This window comes from Streptomyces sp. NPDC086554, assembly GCF_040686095.1.
Taxonomy (GTDB): domain Bacteria; phylum Actinomycetota; class Actinomycetes; order Streptomycetales; family Streptomycetaceae; genus Streptomyces.
Genome location: NZ_JBFBJK010000003.1, coordinates 109146 through 128739, shown reverse-complemented (window position 1 = coordinate 128739; position 19594 = coordinate 109146). Strand labels below are relative to the sequence as shown.

General features: G+C 70.0%; 18 protein-coding genes. 7 read left to right on the top strand and 11 right to left on the bottom strand.

Annotated features, from left to right (window positions below):
* Positions 1–73: 73 nt before the first annotated feature.
* Complete coding sequence (locus AB0O76_RS05585) at positions 74–535, top strand: nitroreductase family deazaflavin-dependent oxidoreductase (RefSeq protein ID WP_365485802.1); 462 nt, start codon at positions 74–76, stop codon at positions 533–535.
* A gap of 57 nt (positions 536–592) precedes the next feature.
* On the opposite strand, the gene AB0O76_RS05580 is transcribed toward AB0O76_RS05585, so the two are convergent.
* Positions 593–1795 (bottom strand): geranylgeranyl reductase family protein, encoded by a 1203-nt coding sequence (locus AB0O76_RS05580; protein WP_365485800.1) that lies wholly within the window; start codon positions 1793–1795, stop codon positions 593–595.
* Between the two features lie 135 nt (positions 1796–1930).
* Between AB0O76_RS05580 and AB0O76_RS05575 the strand changes: the two genes are divergently transcribed.
* Positions 1931–3286, top strand: a complete 1356-nt coding sequence (locus tag AB0O76_RS05575) for a dipeptidase (protein WP_365485798.1) — start codon at positions 1931–1933, stop codon at positions 3284–3286.
* A gap of 23 nt (positions 3287–3309) precedes the next feature.
* Here AB0O76_RS05575 and AB0O76_RS05570 read toward each other — a convergent pair whose 3' ends face one another.
* Complete coding sequence (locus AB0O76_RS05570) at positions 3310–4539, bottom strand: MFS transporter (RefSeq protein WP_365485796.1); 1230 nt, start codon at positions 4537–4539, stop codon at positions 3310–3312.
* A complete protein-coding gene (locus AB0O76_RS05565; protein WP_365485794.1) occupies positions 4536–5078 on the bottom strand; it encodes a GNAT family N-acetyltransferase in 543 nt (180 codons plus the stop codon). The genes AB0O76_RS05570 and AB0O76_RS05565 overlap by 4 nt, the downstream gene beginning before the upstream one ends.
* 26 nt (positions 5079–5104) lie before the next feature.
* On the opposite strand from AB0O76_RS05565, the gene AB0O76_RS05560 reads away from it, so the two are divergent.
* Positions 5105–5626, top strand: a complete 522-nt coding sequence (locus AB0O76_RS05560; RefSeq protein WP_365485792.1) for a CGNR zinc finger domain-containing protein — start codon at positions 5105–5107, stop codon at positions 5624–5626.
* Between the two features lie 42 nt (positions 5627–5668).
* Here the strand turns inward: AB0O76_RS05560 and AB0O76_RS05555 are convergent, their stop codons facing one another.
* The gene (locus AB0O76_RS05555) at positions 5669–6736 is read right to left on the bottom strand and encodes an NUDIX domain-containing protein (RefSeq protein WP_365485790.1); all 1068 of its coding nucleotides are present in this window, start codon (positions 6734–6736) and stop codon (positions 5669–5671) included.
* A 306-nt stretch (positions 6737–7042) separates the two neighbouring features.
* Here AB0O76_RS05555 and AB0O76_RS05550 point away from each other — a divergent pair, with 306 nt between their 5' ends.
* Together AB0O76_RS05550 and cpt are read left to right on the top strand one after the other, a co-directional pair.
* Entirely contained in the window at positions 7043–7423 is a 381-nt protein-coding gene (locus AB0O76_RS05550) for an STAS domain-containing protein (RefSeq protein WP_365485788.1), read from the top strand.
* A 91-nt stretch (positions 7424–7514) separates the two neighbouring features.
* A complete protein-coding gene (gene cpt / locus AB0O76_RS05545; RefSeq protein WP_365485786.1) occupies positions 7515–8048 on the top strand; it encodes a chloramphenicol phosphotransferase CPT in 534 nt (177 codons plus the stop codon).
* Positions 8049–8085: 37 nt separating this feature from the next.
* Here the strand turns inward: cpt and AB0O76_RS05540 are convergent, their stop codons facing one another.
* From AB0O76_RS05540 to AB0O76_RS05525, 4 genes are read right to left on the bottom strand one after another with little or no spacing between them, the layout of a single operon-like run.
* Complete coding sequence (locus tag AB0O76_RS05540) at positions 8086–8703, bottom strand: GNAT family N-acetyltransferase (protein ID WP_365485784.1); 618 nt, start codon at positions 8701–8703, stop codon at positions 8086–8088.
* A 55-nt stretch (positions 8704–8758) separates the two neighbouring features.
* Positions 8759–9685, bottom strand: a complete 927-nt coding sequence (locus AB0O76_RS05535; RefSeq protein ID WP_365485782.1) for a carbohydrate ABC transporter permease — start codon at positions 9683–9685, stop codon at positions 8759–8761.
* Positions 9682–10596 carry a sugar ABC transporter permease gene (locus tag AB0O76_RS05530; protein ID WP_365485780.1) on the bottom strand — a complete coding sequence of 305 codons (915 nt, stop codon included), beginning with the start codon at positions 10594–10596 and terminating at the stop codon, positions 9682–9684. The genes AB0O76_RS05535 and AB0O76_RS05530 overlap by 4 nt, the downstream gene beginning before the upstream one ends.
* A 19-nt stretch (positions 10597–10615) precedes the next feature.
* Positions 10616–11884, bottom strand: a complete 1269-nt coding sequence (locus AB0O76_RS05525; protein WP_365485778.1) for an ABC transporter substrate-binding protein — start codon at positions 11882–11884, stop codon at positions 10616–10618.
* Between the two features lie 267 nt (positions 11885–12151).
* Between AB0O76_RS05525 and AB0O76_RS05520 the strand changes: the two genes are divergently transcribed.
* The gene (locus AB0O76_RS05520) at positions 12152–14236 is read left to right on the top strand and encodes an NPCBM/NEW2 domain-containing protein (protein WP_365485776.1); all 2085 of its coding nucleotides are present in this window, start codon (positions 12152–12154) and stop codon (positions 14234–14236) included.
* A 106-nt stretch (positions 14237–14342) separates the two neighbouring features.
* On the opposite strand, the gene AB0O76_RS05515 is transcribed toward AB0O76_RS05520, so the two are convergent.
* On the bottom strand, positions 14343–15323 hold the full coding sequence (locus AB0O76_RS05515; protein WP_365485774.1) for an ROK family protein: 981 nt from the start codon (positions 15321–15323) through the stop codon (positions 14343–14345).
* A gap of 129 nt (positions 15324–15452) precedes the next feature.
* Here AB0O76_RS05515 and AB0O76_RS05510 point away from each other — a divergent pair, with 129 nt between their 5' ends.
* A complete protein-coding gene (locus tag AB0O76_RS05510) occupies positions 15453–16490 on the top strand; it encodes a LacI family DNA-binding transcriptional regulator (RefSeq protein WP_365485772.1) in 1038 nt (345 codons plus the stop codon).
* A gap of 23 nt (positions 16491–16513) precedes the next feature.
* On the opposite strand, the gene AB0O76_RS05505 is transcribed toward AB0O76_RS05510, so the two are convergent.
* The gene (locus AB0O76_RS05505; protein WP_365485770.1) at positions 16514–18226 is read right to left on the bottom strand and encodes a serine/threonine-protein kinase; all 1713 of its coding nucleotides are present in this window, start codon (positions 18224–18226) and stop codon (positions 16514–16516) included.
* Positions 18227–18299: 73 nt separating this feature from the next.
* Positions 18300–19592, bottom strand: a complete 1293-nt coding sequence (locus tag AB0O76_RS05500) for an aldolase/citrate lyase family protein (protein ID WP_365485768.1) — start codon at positions 19590–19592, stop codon at positions 18300–18302.
* Positions 19593–19594 lie beyond the last annotated feature (2 nt).

The following is a 19594-nucleotide window of genomic DNA, read 5'->3' as shown; positions in this document are numbered from 1 at the left end:
TCACCGATCTCGTGCACACTGCTCTAAAGCGAGAGCAGTGCTCTCGGAATCGCTTCCAGCGTAGGTGGTCGCCATGTCTTCGCCCTCTCCCTCCCCCTACTACCTCAAGGGCAGCCCCCTCAACGTCCGGCTCAACGGCGTGATCGGGTGGCTGGCGCGGCGCGGCATCAGCCTGGCGGGCTCCGCCGAGCTCTCCGTACGCGGCCGCAAGAGCGGCCAGATGCAGCGCGTACCGGTCAACCCGTTCACGTACGAAGGCGGGCAGTACCTGGTCTCGGCCCGCGGGCACTCGCAGTGGGTGCGCAATATGCGGGCGGCGGGCGGCGGGGAGCTGCGGGTCGGGCGCAAGGTCCGTACGTTCACCGCCGTGGAGATCCCCGACGCCGAGAAGCTGCCGGTGCTCCGCGGCTATCTGGAGAAGTGGGGCTGGGAGGTCAACCAGTACTTCAAGGGCGTCACCGCCAAGTCGACGGACGCGGAGATCGAGGAGGCCGCGGTCGACCACCCCGTCTTCCGGATCACCGTCACGCACTGAGGCCCGGCCACCCACAGGCGGCCGGGCCCCGAGTCCGGGAGTTCTGGACAGCCCCGGCTACCGGTCGATCGCGGAGAGCGCCCGCCCCGCCAGCGGATGGTTCCGCACCAGCTCGCCGAGTGTCGTCGAGCCGCGGGTGATCCTCGCGAACGCGTTCCACGCGGGCCGGAAGCCGGTGATCGCCGCGTGCAGCACGCCGGGGCGGCGCTCGAAAGCGGTCAGCATGCGCCGCCCGACGCTCATCTCCACACCGAGTCCCGCCTTGACGGCGAAGGCGTAGTTCAGGGCCTGGCGGCGGGCGTCGACCGCGTCGTGCGCCTCGCCGATCCGCACCGCCCACTCCCCCGCGAGACGGCCCGAGCGCAGGGCGAAGGAGATGCCCTCGCGGGTCCACGGCTCCAGGAGCCCCGCCGCGTCACCGCACACCACGACCCGGCCGCGCGAGAGCGGCGAGTCGTCGCTGCGGCAGCGCGTCAGATGGCCCGAGGAGATGCTCGGCTCGAAGCCGGCGAGGCCGAGGCGGGCGATGAAGTCCTCCAAATACCGCTTGGTGGCGGCGCCTTCACCGCGCGCGGAGATCACGCCGACGGTGAGCGTGTCCCCCTTGGGGAACACCCATCCGTAACTGCCGGGCATGGGGCCCCAGTCGATGAGCACCCGGCCCGCCCAGTCCTCGGCGACGCTCGGCGGCACCGGGATCTCGGCCTCCAGACCGAGGTCCACCTGGTCGAGCTTCACGCCGACATGCGCTCCTATGCGGCTGGCGCTGCCGTCGGCGCCGACGACCGCGCGCGAGAGGACCGTCTCACCGCTCTGCAGGACGACCGCGACGGTGCGCCGGTCGGGCACCGCGGAGCCGTGCTGCTCCACGCGCGCGACGGTGACGCCCGTGCACAGTTCGGCGCCCGCCTTCTGCGCGTGCTCGACCAGTTGCTGGTCGAACTCGGGGCGGTTGATGAGCCCGAAGAGCATCTTCTTCGAGCGGCGGGTGCGGGCGAACTTGCCGTCGAGGGAGAACGTCACCGCGTGCACCCGGTCTCTGAAGGGCAGTTCGAAACCGGGCGGGAGCGCGTCGCGCGACGGGCCGATGATGCCGCCGCCACACGTTTTGTAGCGGGGCAGTTCGGCCTTCTCCAGGACGAGGACGCTGCGTCCCGCGACCGCCGCCGCGTAGGCCGCCGACGCCCCCGCGGGCCCTGCTCCCACCACGACGACGTCCCACACGTACTGCGCGTCGTCCGCTGAGTTCTCGCTGCTCACGTTGGTCTACCGCTCCCGATCCAGCTGTTGGCCGCGCTTTCCACGGCATCCTACGGCGGGCACCCCTGACCCCCTCCTGTGGGAGGATCACAGCACCCACATACGTACAACGTCGCACCTACGAGGAGCGTGCCCATGTCGCCGAATCCGATCGCCGAGACCGTCGCCTCACTCATGCCGAAGGCGAAGGCGGAGCTCACTGAACTGGTGGCCTTCAAGTCGGTGGCGGACTTCGACCAGTTCCCCAGGAGCGAGAGCGAGGCCGCAGCGAACTGGGTGGCGGACGCGCTGCGCGCCGAGGGTTTCCAGGACGTGGCGCTGCTCGACACTCCCGACGGCACCCAGTCCGTGTACGGCGTGCTGCCAGGACCCGAGGGCGCGCCCACCGTCCTGCTCTACGCGCACTACGACGTGCAGCCCCCGCTCGACGAGGCTGCGTGGACGACCCCGCCGTTCGAGCTGACGGAGCGCGAGGGACGCTGGTACGGGCGCGGCAGCGCCGACTGCAAGGGCGGCGTCATCATGCACCTGCTCGCGCTGCGCGCCCTGAAGGCGAACGGCGGCGTCCCGGTGACCGTGAAGGTGATCGCGGAGGGTTCGGAGGAGATGGGCACGGGCGGTCTCGAGCGGTACGCCGAGCAGCACCCGGACCTGCTCACGGCCGACACGATCGTCATCGGTGACGCCGGCAACTTCCGGGTAGGTCTGCCGACGGTCACCGCGACCCTGCGCGGCATGACCCTCGTACGCGTCCGCGTCGACACCCTGGGGGGCAATCTGCACTCGGGGCAGTTCGGCGGCGCGGCCCCGGACGCGCTCGCGGCGCTGGTGCGGGTGCTCGACTCGCTGCGCGCCGATGACGGTTCGACGACGGTCGACGGGCTCACCGGTGACGAGGTGTGGGACGGTCTTCAGTACGAAGAGGACGCCTTCCGCAAGGACGCCAAGGTCCTCGACGGTGTCGAGCTGATCGGCGCGGGCACGGTCGCCGACCGCATCTGGGCCCGCCCGGCCGTCACGGTGCTCGGCATCGACTGCCCGCCGGTGGTCGGCGCGACACCGTCCGTGCAGGCGGGCGCGCGGGCGCTGATCAGCCTGCGGGTGCCGCCGGGCGTGGACGCGGCAGAGGCCACCAAGCTGCTGCAGGCGCACGTGGAGGCGCACACGCCGTGGGGCGCGCAGGTGACCACCGAGCAGATCGGGCAGGGCCAGGCGTTCCGCGCGGACACCACGAGTCCGGCGTACGCGGCGATGGCGGAGGCGATGGGCGAGGCGTACCCGGGCGAGGAGATGCAGTACGCGGGGCAGGGCGGATCGATCCCGCTGTGCAACACCCTCGCCGCGCTCTACCCGCAGGCGGAGATCCTGCTGATCGGTCTCAGCGAGCCCGAGGCGCAGATCCACGCGGTCAACGAGAGCGTGTCGCCCGAGGAGTTGGAGCGGCTCTCGGTCGCCGAGGCACTGTTCCTTCAGAAGTACGCGGCGAGCTGACTCGGGCACCGGCGCGTGGGCGTTCACCGTGAGCTGTGAGCCGTGACCGTCAGGGCCACGGCGGTCATCGCGGCGAGAACGCCCCACGCCGGTGTGAAGCTGCCCGTGAGGTCGATCAGCAGGCCGATGGCCGGCGGCGCAAGGACGATGGCGATCTGGTTGACGGACATGGCAAGGCCAAGGGCGAATCCCGTCTTGCCCGGCGGCGCCGATTCAGCGACGTAGGCGACCCACGGGCCGTACCAGCCGTAGCCGAAGAACCCGAGCCAGACGAAGACGGCGCACGCCACCGCGGGTGACCTCCCCGCGGGCGTCATGAGCGCGACCGTCCCCGCGATGACGGCGATCATGCAGATCATGACGGAGGCGTAGCGCCCGGAGCCGCTGCGGTCGCTCCAGGCCGCCAGGCAGACACGACCGGCGACGCCGACGCCCTGGGCCACCACGAGGACGAGGGCCGCCGTGCCCGCCGCCAACCCTGTCGTCCTGTGGAGGTGCAGCACGGTCAGGACCCCGACGGCGTACTGCACCGTGATCAGGCTGGTCCCGGACAGCATGATCTTCACCATGGCCGGTTCGCGGAGCATCCCGAGCCGAGCGTCGAGCTGCTCCCTGAGCGAGGCGTGCGGGCCGCTGTCGTCCTGCCGCTGAGCCCCATCGGTGGGCGGCCGGCGGTAGAACCCCATGAACACGGCGGCCCCAAGGAGCGCGATAAGACCACCGGCCACGAGTGTCGCCCGCCAGCCGAAGTCCTCGGCGACGAGGGGCAGTACGGCCGATGCGAGGGCGGCGCCCAGCGGCAGTCCGGCCTGGCGGATGCCCATCGCCGTCCCCCGCCGGGACGCGTCGAACCAGGCCGCGACCGACTTGCTCCCGCCGGGCTGAATCGTGCTGTATCCCGCGCCGACGACGAGCAGGACACAGAGGAGGGGTACGTATCCGGGCGCCGCGCTGCCGAGCAGCAGGCCCACGCCGACGACACAGGCGCCGGCCCCGACGACCCATCGCTCGCTGACGCGGTCAAGCAGCTCTCCGGCCACCAACAACCCGACCAGCGGCACCAGTTGGGCCGCCGAGAGCAGCAGCCCCAACTGGGCCGTACTCAGGCTCAGTTCACGCTGCAGGTGGATGCCCATCGCCCCGATGCCCTGTACGAAGAAGCCGGCGGCGGCCTGGGTGAAGGTGGCGATGCCGAGGATGGTCCACCGGTACCGCCACGCGCTGCGAACGGGCACTTGCTGATCGGTGGTCATGGGCGCCAGTACAGCGACGGGTCGGGGTGGTTGACGAAGCCGAGTTCGCGATAGAGCGGCTCCCCCTCAGCCGACGCGGACAGGTCCACGCGGGAGACGTCCCGCTCCCGGAACCAGCCGAGCAACTCCCGCATGATCGCGCGGCTGTGGCCGCGCCGCCGGTGCGCCGGGTCGGTGACCACGCCGATCACATGGCCGACCCGGCCGTTGCGCGAGTGCGGCCCGGGGAACCACTGGTCGACGGTCCCGATGCCACAGGCGGCGAGCCCGCCGCCGCTGTCACTGCCGCCGTCGCCGTCGCCGTCCACGACGAGGATCCGCGTGTCGTCCGATGCCAGCTTCTCCTTCAGTACGGCGACCAGGGCGACCCGCCAATCGTCGCCCGCCGACGCGGGGTTGAAGAAGTCGCCGCCCAGGTCGTCGAAGAGCGACGCCCGCAGACGTACGAGCTCCGCGATGTCGTCATCGACCGCCTGTCGTACGGCGGTGTGCTCTCTGGGGGAGGTCGCAGGGTGATGGTGTCCCGTGTGCTGACTCATGCCGTCCACGGTGGTGTAATGGTCTTATGCACCTCAACCCTTACGGCGAGGATGCCGTGAACCTGGCCGCGGACCTGGCCAACCGCCGCCCGGCAAGTCCCGAGGACCTCGCGGACCGCTGCCGTGCCGCCGGGCTGACGCTGGAGCGCCCGGTCACGCCGCGGGACCTGGACCGGACCCTGGCCGCACTGGAGGCGTGGGAGAAGGTCGTCGACGCCTCCGACGAGAACGAGCGCGCCGAGCTGGTCAACCGAATGCTGGCGGAGGCCGCCGCCTACCCGCGCCTGACCGACCACGCGGACACGGGCTGGCACCTGCACTACCGCGACGACCGGAAGCCGATCGGCTCCGTGCTGTTCTCGCTGATCTCCGTGGGCACGGCGCTGCACCTGGCGGGGCGCGGCATGCACCGGCTGCGGCGGTGCGACGTGACGGAGTGCACCACGATCTTCGCCGACACCTCCCGCACCGGTCGGCAGCGCTACTGCTCCCAGCGGTGCGCCAACCGCGACGCGGTACGCCGGCACCGCGCACGCTCCGCCGCCTGAGCGGACCCTAGGCGCTCTCCGGCCCCGAACCGCCGGAACTTCCTACCGACCGACCGGAACGCTCGCCTCCAGGTACAGCGGGATCCCGCGCTCGCGCGCCCGCAGCGCCCAGCGCAGCCGTTCGTAGCGCACGGGAGGCAGCAGCCGGGCCGCTTCCTCCTCGGTGACGAACCGGCAGTCGCGCAGCTCCGGTCCCGGCAGCAGCATCCGCCGCGCCTCATCGCCGTCGAGGTGCCCGCCGTCGAAGAGGAAGCGCATCCCTCCATAGCCGGGCGGCAGGGGCGGCTCCCAGTCGACGACGAGGAGCCGGGGGGCTTCGGCGAGGTGGATGCCCGTCTCCTCCGCGACCTCGCGCACACCCGCGCGCGCGGGAGCCTCGCCCGGTTCGACGACGCCGCCGGGGAACTCCCAACCGGCCTTGTACGTCGGGTCGACGAGCAGCACCCGGTCGTGCTCGTCGAAGAGCAGCACTCCGGCGGCGAGAGTCTCCGCGGTGGGCTCCGGGGTCTGCACGATGTCGCAGACGGACGCGGCACCCGTGCGTACGGCGTCGGCGACGCGCTCGGCGGTCTCGTAGGGAGTGAGCGCGCTGGTGTCGACGCACAGGGCATCCACGCCGAGCCAGCCCGCGAGGGCCGCACGGTAGGGCCCGATGTGGTCGAACGCCCCCTGCCGCACCCGCAGCTCGCCGTCGGGCAGGTCCGCCGGTACGGGCCTGCTGGTTGTCCGCTCGGCTATTCGCTTGGTTATCCGCTCCCGCAGGATCGTTTCGTCCGGGGCCAGGACGACATGCCGTACGGCGATCCTGCGCGAGGCGAGCCCGCCGAAGATCTCGTCGCGGTAGTCCTGGCGCAGCAGGGTCATCGGCACCACGAGTACCCCGCCGACCTCGGCGAGCAACGCCGCGGCGGTGTCCACGACGAGCCTCCGCCAGATCGGCAGATCCTGGAAGTCGCTCACCTCGGCGAGGTGCTTGGGCGGCAGCAGATCGGGCAGTCCGCCGCCGATGACCTCGGGGTCGAAGAGTGTGCTGTTCGGGATCAGCTCGATCAGTTCCCGTGCGGCGCTGGTCTTGCCCGCACCGAACGCGCCGTTGATCCAGACGATCACGGTTCCCCCTCTTCTGTTGGCCCCCTGTGGCTTGCCCGCAACACCCTGCCACGGAAACCAGGCCCTGATGAGGCGGCCAATACCCAGGCCGAAAGCCGACCGGGAGTGTCAAGCGGTTCACTTGCATTTCACCCTATTGGGTGGCAGTGGGACTGCATGAATCGTTCCCGCACTCCAGGGTGCGCCGTCCACCGCTAGCGTGATCCGCCAGGCGCCCCAGCCCCTGGTGACCTCTTGATTCCGGCTCTTCCGACACGGCCCGGTTCCCCCGCAAGGGTCCGGTCGTCCTCGGCACTGGGGGGACCCATGCAGCTCGACGCACTGGACGAATTCGCCTTCGAGGATTCCGACCCACCGCCTCGCGTGTACGGACTCAATGGCGCGGTCGTGGTCGAACTCCACGGCGACATCGACCTGTTGACCTACCCGCGGGTGAACCCGCTGATCGACCCCATCACCGCGGGCCCCGCCCGGACCGTGATCATCGACCTGCGCCAGATCACCTTCTTCGACTGCTCCGGCATCTCCCTGCTGGTCCGCGCACACCGCCGTACGACGACCAGAGGCGGCCACCTGTCCGTGGTCTGCACCCACGCCCTGACGCTTCGCATCTTCAGCATCGCCGGGCTCACGGCCATGCTGTCTCCTGCGCCTACCCTGCGGGCGGCGCTGGACGCGGCGGGGTAGGCCTACTGGCCGAGGGCTATAGCAGCGGCCCTCAACGGGCATCCACGGAAATCCGTTTCGTACGGCGCGGGAGAACTCCTACCCTGGCGGCGTGGCGACTCAGATGATCATTGTCAATGGCGGGTCAAGCTCGGGGAAGTCCGGGATCGTGCGGTGCCTGCAGGCCGTTCTTCCGGATCCGTGGCTGGCGTTCGGAGTCGATTCCTTCGTCGACGCGATGCCCGCGAGGATGCAGGCGTCGGACGAGGGGATCGAGATCGCGGCGGACGGCGGGGTGAGCGTCGGGGCGGACTTCCGCGAGCTGGAGGCGGCCTGGACGGAGGGCATCGTGGCGATGGCCCGTGCCGGCGCCAGGATCATCGTCGACGACGTCTTTCTCGGCGGAGTCTCCTCACAGGAGCGCTGGCAGAAGGCCCTGGGCGAGCTGGACGTGCTGTGGGTCGGCGTGCGCTGCGAGAGCGGGGTCGCCGCGGGCCGCGAGATCGCGCGTGGCGACCGGGCCCAGGGCATGGCCGCGCTGCAAGCGGACGCCGTACACAAGGGTGTGACGTACGACCTGGAGGTGGACACGACGCACACCGAGTCGCTGGTGTGCGCCCAGACCATCGCCGCCCGAATCCGCTGACGCAGCTATCGCGGCCGAGGCATGAGCCCGGTGTCCGTCAGGCGCCCGCGCCGGGGCGGGGCTCGCGCCGCATGGACCACAACACCGGTCCACCGCCCGGCAGTTGCGCCTCCTCACGGACGGTGAAGCCGAAGTGTTCGTAGACGGGGATGTTGGCGGGCTTGGAGGACTCCAGGTAGACGGGCAGACCTGCCGCGTCGGCCCGGGCAAGCCCGGAGCGCAGCAGCGCCGCCCCGTGCCCCTGGCCCCGCGCTGCCGGGTCGGCGCCGATCACCGCCAGGTACCAGTGAGCCTCCTTCGGCCCGTGCTCGGCGGCCGCCTGGACCGCGTCACGGAACAGCCCTGCCCGGTCGCCCAGGATGTCCTGGAGCTCCTGGACGGTCTCCGCGTCGGGAACGGCCTTCTCCTGCCCCTCCGGCGCCACCCAGAAGGCGGCCGCCGCATCGGTGCGCTCGCACACGCCGTGCAGCGCGTACTGCCGGGTGAACAGCGTGGTGAAGTACCGGCCAAGTCCCGCCTCGTGAGAGGCATCTTCAGGGAAGAACCAGCGCATCATAGGGTCGTCGCCGAAGGCACGGGCCAGGGTCCGGCTCACCAGCTGAGCGTCGTCGACCGTCGCCGTCTTCGGGGTGCTCGTTATAGGCATACGGGTCATTCTGCACCCCCGATGATCTTCGTTGGCCTCGGGGTCTTTCGGAGGCCGGTCTCCCTCACCCCTTGCTCGACCCCAGCGTCAGCCCCGCGATGAAGTGCCGTTGCAGCAGCAGGAAGACGAGGACCGTGGGCAGGGCCACCAGGACCGATCCTGCGGCCAGCAAGTTGTAGTCCGTGAAGAACTGGCCCCTCAGGTTGTTCAGCGATGACGTGATCGGGAGTTTGTCGGGGTCGGAAATGAAGATCAGGGCCCAGAGGAAGTCGTTGTAGATCCAGGTGAATTCGAGCGTTCCGAGGGCCGCGAGCGCGGGGCGGCACAGCGGCAGCGTGATGCGCCAGAACTGGGTCCATACGCCCGCGCCGTCCACGATCGCCGCCTCCAGGATCTCCTGCGGCAGCGTCCGCATGAAATTCGAGAGGACGAAGACGCAGAAGCCCACCTGGAAGCCGATGTTGACGATGATGATCGCCCAGTACGAGTCGTACAGGGTGAGGGAATCGGACATCCACCAGGGCAGCGGAATCTTCAGGAACAGCACGTACAGCGGGGTTACCAGGACCTGCGGAGGCAGCAGGTTGCCCGCGGTGAAGAACATCAGCAGGAGCATTCCGCCGCGAATGCGCAGCCGGGACACGGCGAAGGCGACGAACGCAGCGAGGAACAGCGTGATGATGACCGCCGGCACCGCGATGAGCAAGGTGTTGGTGAAGTACTTGCCCATGCCGGAATCGCTGTAGGCCTGGCGGTAGTAGTCGAAGGAGAGGCGATCGGGGAACGAGAAGTAGCCGTTCTGAGCCGTCTCCTCGTACGGGCGCAGGGAGGCGTAGACCGCAAGGAGGAGCGGGGCAAGGAACGCCAGGGAGACGGCCGCGAGGAAGATGTGCACGCCGAACCGGCCCGGGCGTCGCCCGCGACCGGGGGGTTTCCGGGAGGGTGGTGCCGGAACGGCGGCGGGAGCCGTGGTGTGGATGTCGGCGGTCATCGGTCGCGCGCACCTCGCAGCTCTTGGACCAGGAACGTCACGATGAATCCCAGGGAGACGGTCAGCAGGACGACCGCGATGGCCGAGCCGAATCCGATGCGGCTGGCCTCGCCGATGATGTTGTCGGTGATGAGTACGGAGAGCAGTTCCAGGCCATTGCGGCCCTTGTTCACCGCGTACACGATGTCGAACGCGCGCAATGCCTCGATGACCGTGATGACGCCGACGATGACATTCACGGGGCGCAGGGTCGGGAAGACGACGCGGAAGAACGTCTGGCGGGCGTTGGCGCCGTCGATCTGCGCCGCCTCCTTCAAGGCGGGATCGACGGATTTCAGGCCTGCCAGATAGAGGATCATCACGTAGCCCGTGTGCCGCCAGCTCGCGGCGAGCATCATCATCCAGATGTTGATGTCGGAGTTTCCGAGCCAGTCGATCGGGTCGTTGCGGTCGTTGAGAACGGTGTTGACCACGCCCTGGTCGGTGCCGAGGATCAGCTGGGCCATGAATCCGACCACGGCGAGCGAGAGCACCACCGGCATGTAGAACACGGACTGGTAGAAGCGGCTGAAGCGAACTCCTCGGTCGATGACGACCGCGAGGAGCAGGCCGAACGGCGTTGCCACGAAGCCGAGGAAGGCAATCCACAGCAGGTTGTGGCGGACCGCCGGCCAGAAGGCGGGATAGTTGTCGACCAGGTTCTCGTAGTTCTTTCCGCCGACCCACTGGATGTCGCCTATGCCGTCCCAAGCGGTGAAGGACAGGCCGATGGAGGCCAGGGTCGGGCCCCAGATGATGACGATGTCGATGAGGACGGGAATTCCCAGCAGCACGCTGAGGACGGCGATGTCACGGCGTGAGAAGCGCCGTGGGCCCCGCCGTCCGGCGCGCCGCGCGATGTTCTGCGGCACGGAACGCGATCCCCACTACTCAGCTGACGTCCGACGAGAAGATGTCCTTCTTCTGCCGCTCGATGCTCTTGACGAGTCCGTCGACGTCGTTCGGATCGTCGATGAAGTCCTGGAGGGCCTTGATCATGACGGTCTGTGCGAAGTCGGGCCGGGTGTCCCGGTCGAGGAACTGCGATATCTGCTGGGCGCCGGCGACGAGTTCGGCCGACTTCTTCTGCAGCGCGCTGTACTTACTGGTGTCGGCCCCGTCGTTGACCGCGATGTTGTTGGGGTCACCGGCCAGATAGATGTCCTCGGCCTTCGGCGTCCCGAGCCACTTCAGGAGTTCCTTGGCGCCGTCGACGTTCTTCGACTTCTTCGCGACCAGGAATCCGTCGATGGGCGCCTCCACGGCGTCCTGCCCGTACGCCGGGTCGATCTCGGGGAAGGCGAAGAAGTCGATGTCGTCGCGTTCCTTCGCCGGGAACTGCTGGCCGGGGTGCGGCATTCCGAAGACGGCCATGCCCGTCTTGCGCTGCTGAAGGCCTTGTCCGGCCTCTTCCCAGGTCCGGCCGAGCGCGCCCTTCTGGTAGTACGGCATGAGTTCGCGCCAGAGGTCGAAGACCTTCTTGACCTTGGTGTCCGTCCAGGCTTCCTCGCCGGCCATCAGGTTCTTGTGGAACTCGTATCCGTTGAGGCGCATGTTGATGTAGTCGAAGGTGCCCATCGCGGGCCAGCCGTCCTTGTCACAGAAGGAGACCGGGATTCCGTCCTTGCTCATCTTCTTGGCGAGGGCGATGAAGTCGTCCCAGGTCTTGGCCTGTTCGTAGCCCTGCTTCTCGAAGAGGCTCTTCCGGTGGAAGACGGCCCATGGGTAGTAGTAGTACGGCACGAAGTACTGCTTGCCGTCGTGCGTCGACTGAGCCTTCAGCGCGTCCGAGAAGCCGCTGAATCCCTTCCACACATCGCTCACGTCGATCAGCAGGCCCTTCTCCGCGAAGTACTGCATGCGGTAACCGGCGAACCACATGAAGACGTCGTCGGGTGATCCCTGCAGATAGCGCGTGATGTTCTGCTGGAACTCGTTGTGCTCTGTCGTGTTGACCTTGACGGTCTTCCCCGACTTCTTCTCGTACGCGTCGAAGGCGGCGGCGAACGCCTTCTTGGGCACCGCGTCCGAGGAGTTGGAGCCCATCGTGACTTCGTCCTTGTTGCCGCCGGGGCCGTCGCCGCAGGCCGTGAGCAGGGCCGGAAGGGTGACCGCTCCGGTGCCGACGGCGGCACCCCGTAGCAGATTCCGCCGGGACATCCGATGTCCTGACATGCTTCGACGCGCAGCAGGATCACTGAACGATGACTGTGCCATGTCCCCCTCCTCGGGGTGCAACCGAACACAACCGAACGCGAGGGTTGGGATACCACTCCCAAGTGCCACCACAGTCAAGGGTTTCGGCGTTCGACTGTCCGAACCGTTACCACTCCCCTTCCAACAGAGTCCAACACGCTCTACCGTAAGCGCGCACCTCTGACACGTACATGCAGCCCCCAACTCCTGCGAGTACGGAGGAATGTAACGATGCGTCACCTCACTCCCCGCACCCCCCGCACCATCCGCCGAAGAGTCGTCGGGTCGCTCGCCGCCGCGCTGCTGTGCGGCGGCGGCCTCTCGGCACCGGCCGCGGCACAGGCAATGGACGCCCGGGGCGGAGCCGCCCCCGTCCCCGCCCCCGTCCCCGCCCCCGTCTCCTCGACCGGTGCCGAGTCGAAGCTCCCCGACGATCTCGCCCTCACCCCGCCCATGGGCTTCAACAACTGGAACTCCACCCACTGCAGGGCCGAGTTCGACGAGTCGATGGTCAAGGGAATCGCGGACATCTTCGTCGAGAAGGGCCTCAAGGACGCCGGCTATCAGTACGTCAATCTCGACGACTGCTGGGCGCTGCCCGAACGGGACGCGAACGGCAAGTTGGTCCCCGATCCCAAGCGATTCCCCCATGGAATCAAGGCAGTTGCCGACTATGTGCACGCCAAGGGGCTGAAGCTCGGCATCTACACCAGCGCCGGCACCAAGACCTGCAACGAAGCGGGCTTCCCCGGATCCCTCGGCCATGAGGTCAGCGACGCACGGCAGTTCGCCGACTGGGGCGTCGACTACCTCAAGTACGACAACTGCAACAACCAGGGCGTCGACGCCAAGAAGCGCTACATCGCGATGCGCGACGCGCTGAAGGCCACCGGCCGCCCCATCGTCTACAGCATCTGCGAATGGGGTGAGAACAAGCCCTGGGAGTGGGCCTCCGACGTAGGCCATCTGTGGCGCACCACCGGCGACATCAGCGACAACTGGAGCTCGATGCTGTCGATCATGAAGCAGAACCTGCCGCTCGCGAAGTACGCGGGTCCTGGGAACTGGAACGACCCGGACATGCTGGAGGTCGGCAACGGCGGGATGTCGGACACCGAGTACCGCACGCACTTCTCGATGTGGTCCGTCATGGCCGCGCCGCTGCTCATCGGCTCGGACCTGCGCAAGGCCACGCCCGAGACCTTCGAGATCATCGGCAACAAGGAAGTCATCGCCGTCGACCAGGATCCGCTGGGCAAGCAGGGCGAGGTGCTCTCCTCCGAGGGCGGCCGTTGGGTCGTCGCCAAGGAGATGAAGGACGGCAGCCGGGCCGTCGCACTCTTCAACGAGACGGGCAGCACCCAGTCGATCGCCACATCGGCGAAGGCCGTCGGCCTCCCGGACGCGGACGGCTACACGCTGCGCGACCTGTGGCAGCACAAGAGCTACAACACGGCGGGCGCGATCTCGGCGACCGTCCCCGCGCACGGCACCGTGCTCTTCCGTGTGTCGGCGGACGGCAAGTGGGCGCAGCAGCCACCTGCCGTCGAACTCGGCCTGGGCGGCGCCCCGTTCATGGAGGCCGGCAAGCCGACCGAGCTGACGTCGAAGGTCACCAACCTCGGCCGCACACCCGCGCAGAAGGTGTCGGCCACCATCAGCGGACCGTCCGGCTGGCAGATCAGGGCGACGTCACCGTCCACCGCGAGCTCCCTGAGCACCGGCAAGTCCCTCAGTACGTCGTGGTCGGTGACCGCGCCTCAGGGCGCGTCCCCGGGTGCGTACGACCTGACCGTCAAGACGGCCTATCGCTCCCCCTCCGGCGCCCGCGCCCAGAGCTCGCTGCCGCTGACGGCGCATGTCGTCGTGGCCCCGCCCGCGGGCAGTTCGGCGATGAGCGACCTGCCGTGGCTCTCCACGGTCAACGGCTGGGGCCCGGTCGAAAGGGACATGAGCAACGGCGAGACCGCGGCCGGCGACGGCAATCCGATGACCGTCAACGGGGTGGTGTACGCCAAGGGGCTCGGCGCCCACGCGTCGAGCAGCATCGAGTACTACACCGGCGGGGCCTGCGAGAAGGTCACGGCCAAGGTGGGCGTCGACGACGAGAAGGGCCTCAAGGGTTCGGTCGTCTTCGAGATCTGGGCCGACGGCAAGAAGGCGGCGTCGACGGGCGTGCTGACCAACGCCCATCCCGCGCAGGGCCTTTCGGCCGACGTGAGCGGTGCGCAGACGGTACGGCTCGTCGTCACCGACGGCGGTGACGGGACCGACTCGGATCACGCGGACTGGGCGGAGCCTGTGCTGGGCTGCTGAGCCTTGGCGCCACTCGGTTGCCGTCTGTCACCGGCTTCGCCGAGTTCATCCTCAAGCGCCGGATGGGCTGGATGTATCTCCGGCCCGGGCTGAAACCGTCAGCGCCTCAGCCCGTCCGGCTCTCGAGGACCGTGGGCTGCGTCGGCGCCACGCTCAGCCGCTTGCCGCCGAGCGCGGCCGCCGCCGCGCCCACCAGGCCCGCGTCCGTGCTCATCAGCGCGGGAGCCACGGTGAGTTCGCGTACGAAGGAGAGCGTGGCGTAGTCGCGCAGGGCGCGACGCAGCGGGGTGAAAAGGACGTCGCCCGCCTGCGCCACGCCGCCGCCGATGACGGCGATGTCGATCTCGACGAGCGTCGCCGTCGCGGCGATCCCGGCGGCCAGTGCCCTGGCCGCGTGGGCGAAGGAGGCGAGGGCCACCGGGTCGCCTGCGCGGGCGGCGACGGCGACCGCGGCGGCGGAGGTGTCGCCGTCCGGGCCCGGAAGCCAGCCGCCGTCCAGGGCGCGGCGCGCGATGTTCGGGCCGCTCGCTATGCGTTCGACGCAGCCGCGCCCACCGCAGGGGCAGGGGTCGCCGTCGAGGTCCACGCTGATGTGGCCGATGTGGCCCGCGTTGCCGGTGGGGCCGGGGTGCAGTGCGCCGCCGAGGATGAGGCCGCCGCCGACGCCGGTGGAGACCACCATGCACAGGGCGTTGTCGTGGCCGCGGGCCGCGCCCTGCCAGTGCTCGGCCGCCGTCATCGCGACGCCGTCGCCGACGAGTTCGACGGGCAGCCCCGCGGTCGCCGCCCGTACCCGCTCGACCAGGGGATAGCCGCGCCAGCCGGGGACGTTGACGGGACTGACCGTGCCCGCCGACGCGTCCACGGGGCCCGCGCTGCCGATGCCCACGGCGCGGGCGCGGCCCCACAGCGGGGAGATTCTGAGCTCCGCGACGACCTCTTCGACCGCCCGCATCACGGTGTCGCCGTCCTCGCGCGCCGGCGTCGGCCGCTGGGCGCGCAGCAGGATCCGGCCATGCTCGTCCACCAGGGCGCCGGCGATCTTGGTGCCGCCGATGTCGAGTGCGACGACGAGGTCCGTGTGCATCAGTGTCAGATCTCCTGGTGAAAGGGCAGGCCGGAGAGTGCGATGGACAGTCTCTCTTGCATCTGACAACGTTGTCCAGGTTCTATGCTCGACGCCACATCATTTACGCCGACGACAGGACAGCGCACCGTGGCCGAGACCGCTCGCCGCCCCGAGAACCGATACGGCTCCCGTCCGACGATGAAGGACGTCGCCGCGCGCGCAGGAGTCGGCCTCAAGACGGTCTCCCGTGTCGTGAACGGCGAACCGGGTGTCACCCCGGACACCGAACGCCGTGTCCAGGAAGCCATCGAGGCCCTCGGCTTTCGCCGCAACGACAGTGCGCGGGTCCTGCGCAAGGGCCGCACCGCCAGCATCGGCCTCGTCCTCGAAGATCTCGCCGACCCCTTCTACGGCCCGCTCAGCCGCGCCGTGGAGGAGGTCGCCCGCGCCCACGGCGCGCTCCTGATCAACGGTTCGAGCGCCGAGGACCCGGACCGGGAGCAGGAGTTGGTGCTCGCGCTGTGCGCGCGCCGGGTCGACGGGCTCGTCGTCATCCCGGCCGGTGACGACCACCGCTACCTGGAGCCGGAGATCGCCGCCGGTGTCGCCACCGTCTTCGTCGACCGTCCCGCCGGGAAGATCGACGCCGATGTCGTGCTCTCCGACAGCTTCGGCGGCGCGCGGGACGGCGTCGCCCATCTCATCGCCCACGGTCACCGCCGCATCGGCTTCATCGGTGACCAGCCGAGGATCCACACGGCCATAGAGCGCCTGCGGGGCTATCGCGCCGCGATGGAGGACGCGGGCATCCCGGTCGACGAGGAGTGGGTGTCTCTCGGCGCGACGGATCCGGAGCGCGTCGGACGGGCCACGGAGGCGATGCTGGGCGGCCCGGAGCCCGTGACGGCGATCTTCGCGGGCAACAACCGTGTGACGGTGACGGTCGTCCGTGTCCTCGCCGGGCTCTCCCGCCCGGTGGCGCTCGTCGGCTTCGACGACATCGAGCTCGCGGATCTGCTGCAGCCGGGCGTGACCGTCGTCGCCCAGGACGCGGCGCAGCTGGGCAGGACCGCGGCGGAGCGCCTGTTCCGGCAGCTGGACGGCGCGTCCGACGCTCCGGAGCGCATCGAGCTGCCCACCCGGCTGATCACGCGCGGGTCGGGCGAACTGCCGCCCGCGGGCTGAGAGTCGGGGACCTGCCGGCCCCGTCAGCAGACAGGGAGGCCAGGCAGCGGCTTGTCGTTGTCGCCGCCCTTGATGTAGACGTCGCTGACGAACACGTTCGTGTTGCCGCTGTCGTCGTCCGTCTTGGCCCACCAGACGTTCGTCCACTCGCCGTACGTCTCGCGGCGGCCGAGGTTCTGCTGGCAGTAGAAGTAGTTGGTGCCCGCGTTCAGTACGCCCGCCTCGGAGCCCGACGCGGTGTACGACTTGGCGGTGCGCCACACCGAGCAGTCGTACTTGCCGCCGCCCGTGGCGTGGCAGACGGGCTCGGGTTCCGGGTCGCCGCCGCCCGATGTGCCGCCGTCGGAGCCGCCGGATCCGCCGCCCGTCGTGCCCTCGTCCTTGGTCGGCTCGGTCGAGGGCTTGGGGCGGCTCGTCGGCTTGACGGTGGCCTTCGGGTCGTCCTTGTCGGACGGCTTGGCGTCCGGCTCGCGGGACTTCTCGTCGCCCTGCTTCGAGGGCTTGGGGGCGCGTGTGCCGTCCAGCGAGCCACGGCTGTTGTCCGGCCCCGGCTCGGCCGTCTTGTCGCCGGGGGAGGCGGGGCCCTGTGCCCGGTTTCCGTCCTCTCCCCCGCTGTTGAGGAGGGCGACGGTGACGCCGGTCGCGGCCAGTACGACGGTGACGGCCGCCGCGGCGAGCAGGGCACGGCCGCGGCGCGGGCGCTTGGCCTGCTGCGGCGTCGCAGGGGACTGCGGCGGGACCGGGGCCGCGGGGTGCGACGCGGCAGGCGATGCCGCGAGCGGCGGCCCGAAGCCCGGCGGCGGCCCGCTCGGGATGCTCCGCTCGGTGGTCCGTCTCGGCTGCGGCGCGGGCTCGCGCAACGCGGTCGTGACCGCTCCGCTCCCGGCCGCGTCGGCGAGCAGCAGCCCCGCCTGCTCCGCGTCCGGCCGCGCCTGCGGGTCCTTGTGCATCAGCTGTTGCAGTACGGGAGTCAGCGGGCCCGCTCGCTGCGGCTCGGGCAGCGGGTCGGTGACGATCGCGGTGAGCGTGGACCACGTCGACGTACGGCGGAAGGGCGACGATCCCTCGACCGCCGCGTACAGGGTGGCGCCGAGGGCCCAGACGTCGGATGCGGGGCCCGGGTCCTGGCCCTGGGCGCGCTCGGGGGCCAGGTAGTCCAGGGAGCCGACGAGCTCGCCGCTGCGGGTGAGGTGGGTGGACGAGCCGTCCCCGGGGTCGTCCATGGTGGCGATGCCGAAGTCGGTGAGGACGACGCGGCCGCCGCCTGTCTCCAGGAGGATGTTGCCGGGCTTCACGTCGCGGTGCAGGACGCCGGCGCGGTGGGCGGCGGCGAGCGCCTCCATGACCTTGGCGCCGATGGCCGCGGCCTCGCGGGGGTCGAGGGTGCCGCGCTCGCGCAGGACGTCGTCCAGGGAGGGTCCTTCGACGAGCTCCATGACGATGAGGGGCCGTCCGTCGACCTCCGCCACGTCGTGCACGGCGACGACTCCGGGGTGCCGCACGCGGGCGGCCGCGCGGGCCTCGCGCTGCATCCGCACGCGCAGATCGGCCAGCTCGGGCCCCGCCGCGTCCGAGTACGTCCGCAGTTCCTTGACGGCGACCTCGCGGTGCAGCACCTCGTCCATGGCGCGCCAGACGACTCCCATGCCGCCGCGCCCGAGCTGCGCCACGACGCGATAGCGCCCGGCGAGGAGTCTGCCGACCCCGCCCGTCTGTTCCTGATCCCCCGAAGACACCGCTGCCCCGTTCCTGCGACACCACTTCCGTGGGCTACAGAGTACGGGGCAGGGGTGACAGCGCGTGCCGGAGTTACTTGGCGTTGGCCGTGAGGTCGCCGCGGCGGGGGCCCGCGAAGGACTGCAGTCCTGCCAGCGTGAGGCCGGTGCCGCGGGTGACCTCGCCGGCGTCGAGGGCGCCGCAGTCCAGGCCGCGCAGCAGGTACCCGGCGAGCGCCTTCGCGGTGGCGGGCTCGTCCGCGACCGCGCCGCCCTCGTGATGCCCCGCGTAGGCGGACAGGCGCGCGGCGGCCCGCTCGAAGCCCTCGCGGTAGAACGCGATCACGGCCGCGTACCGCGTCGGGATGTGGCCGGGGTGCATGTCCCAGCCCTGGTAGTAGGCGCGGGCCAGGGCGCGCCGGGTGAGGCCGAAGTGCAGCCGCCAGGCCTCGTGCACGTTCTCGGTCGAGCCGACGGGCAGGACGTTGGTGGAGCCGTCGGAGACACGTACGCCGGTGCCCGCCGCGGCGACCTGCATGACCGCCTTGGCGTGGTCGGCGGCCGGGTGGTCGCTTGCCTGGTAGGCGGCGCTGACGCCGAGGCAGGCGCTGTAGTCGAACGTGCCGTAGTGCAGGCCGGTGGCGCGGCCATCGGCGGCCTGGATCATCCGGGCGACGGCGGCGGTGCCGTCGGTGGCGAGGATGGACTGGCTGGTCTCGATCTGGATCTCGAAGCCGATCCGGCCCGCCTCCAGGCCGCGCGCCTTCTCGAACTCCTCCAGAAGGCGCACCATGGCGGTGACCTGCTCGGGGTACGTCACCTTGGGCAGGGTCAGGACGAGACCGTCGGGGAGGCCGCCGGCCTCCATGAGACCGGAGAGAAAGATGTCGAGGGTACGGATGCCACGGTCGCGGACCGCCGCTTCCATGCACTTCATACGGATGCCCATGTACGGGGCCGCCGTGCCGTTCTTGTAGGCCTCGGCCACCAGGCGGGCTGCGCGGGCCGCGTCCTGGTCCTCGTCCTTGCCCTTGTAGCCGTCCTCGAAGTCGATGCGCAGGTCCTCGATGGGCTCGCGCTCCAGCTTGGCGCGCACGCGGCTGTAGACCGGCTCGGCGAGATCGTCGGTCAGGCCGAGTACGGTCGCGAAGGACGCCGCGTCCGGGGCGTGCTCGTCGAGCGCGGCCAGGGCCTGGTCGCCCCAGCTGCGGATGGTGTCGGCGGCGAAGACCTCGCCCGGGACATACACGGTGTGGACGGGCTGGCGGGTGCCTGGGTCTCCGGGGTAGGCGCGCTCGAGCTCCGCGTCCACCGGGGCGAGGGAAGCGCTGATGCCCTCGCTGACCGCACCGGCGAGGCTCGTTGCCACCTGCTCTTGCTGACCCATTC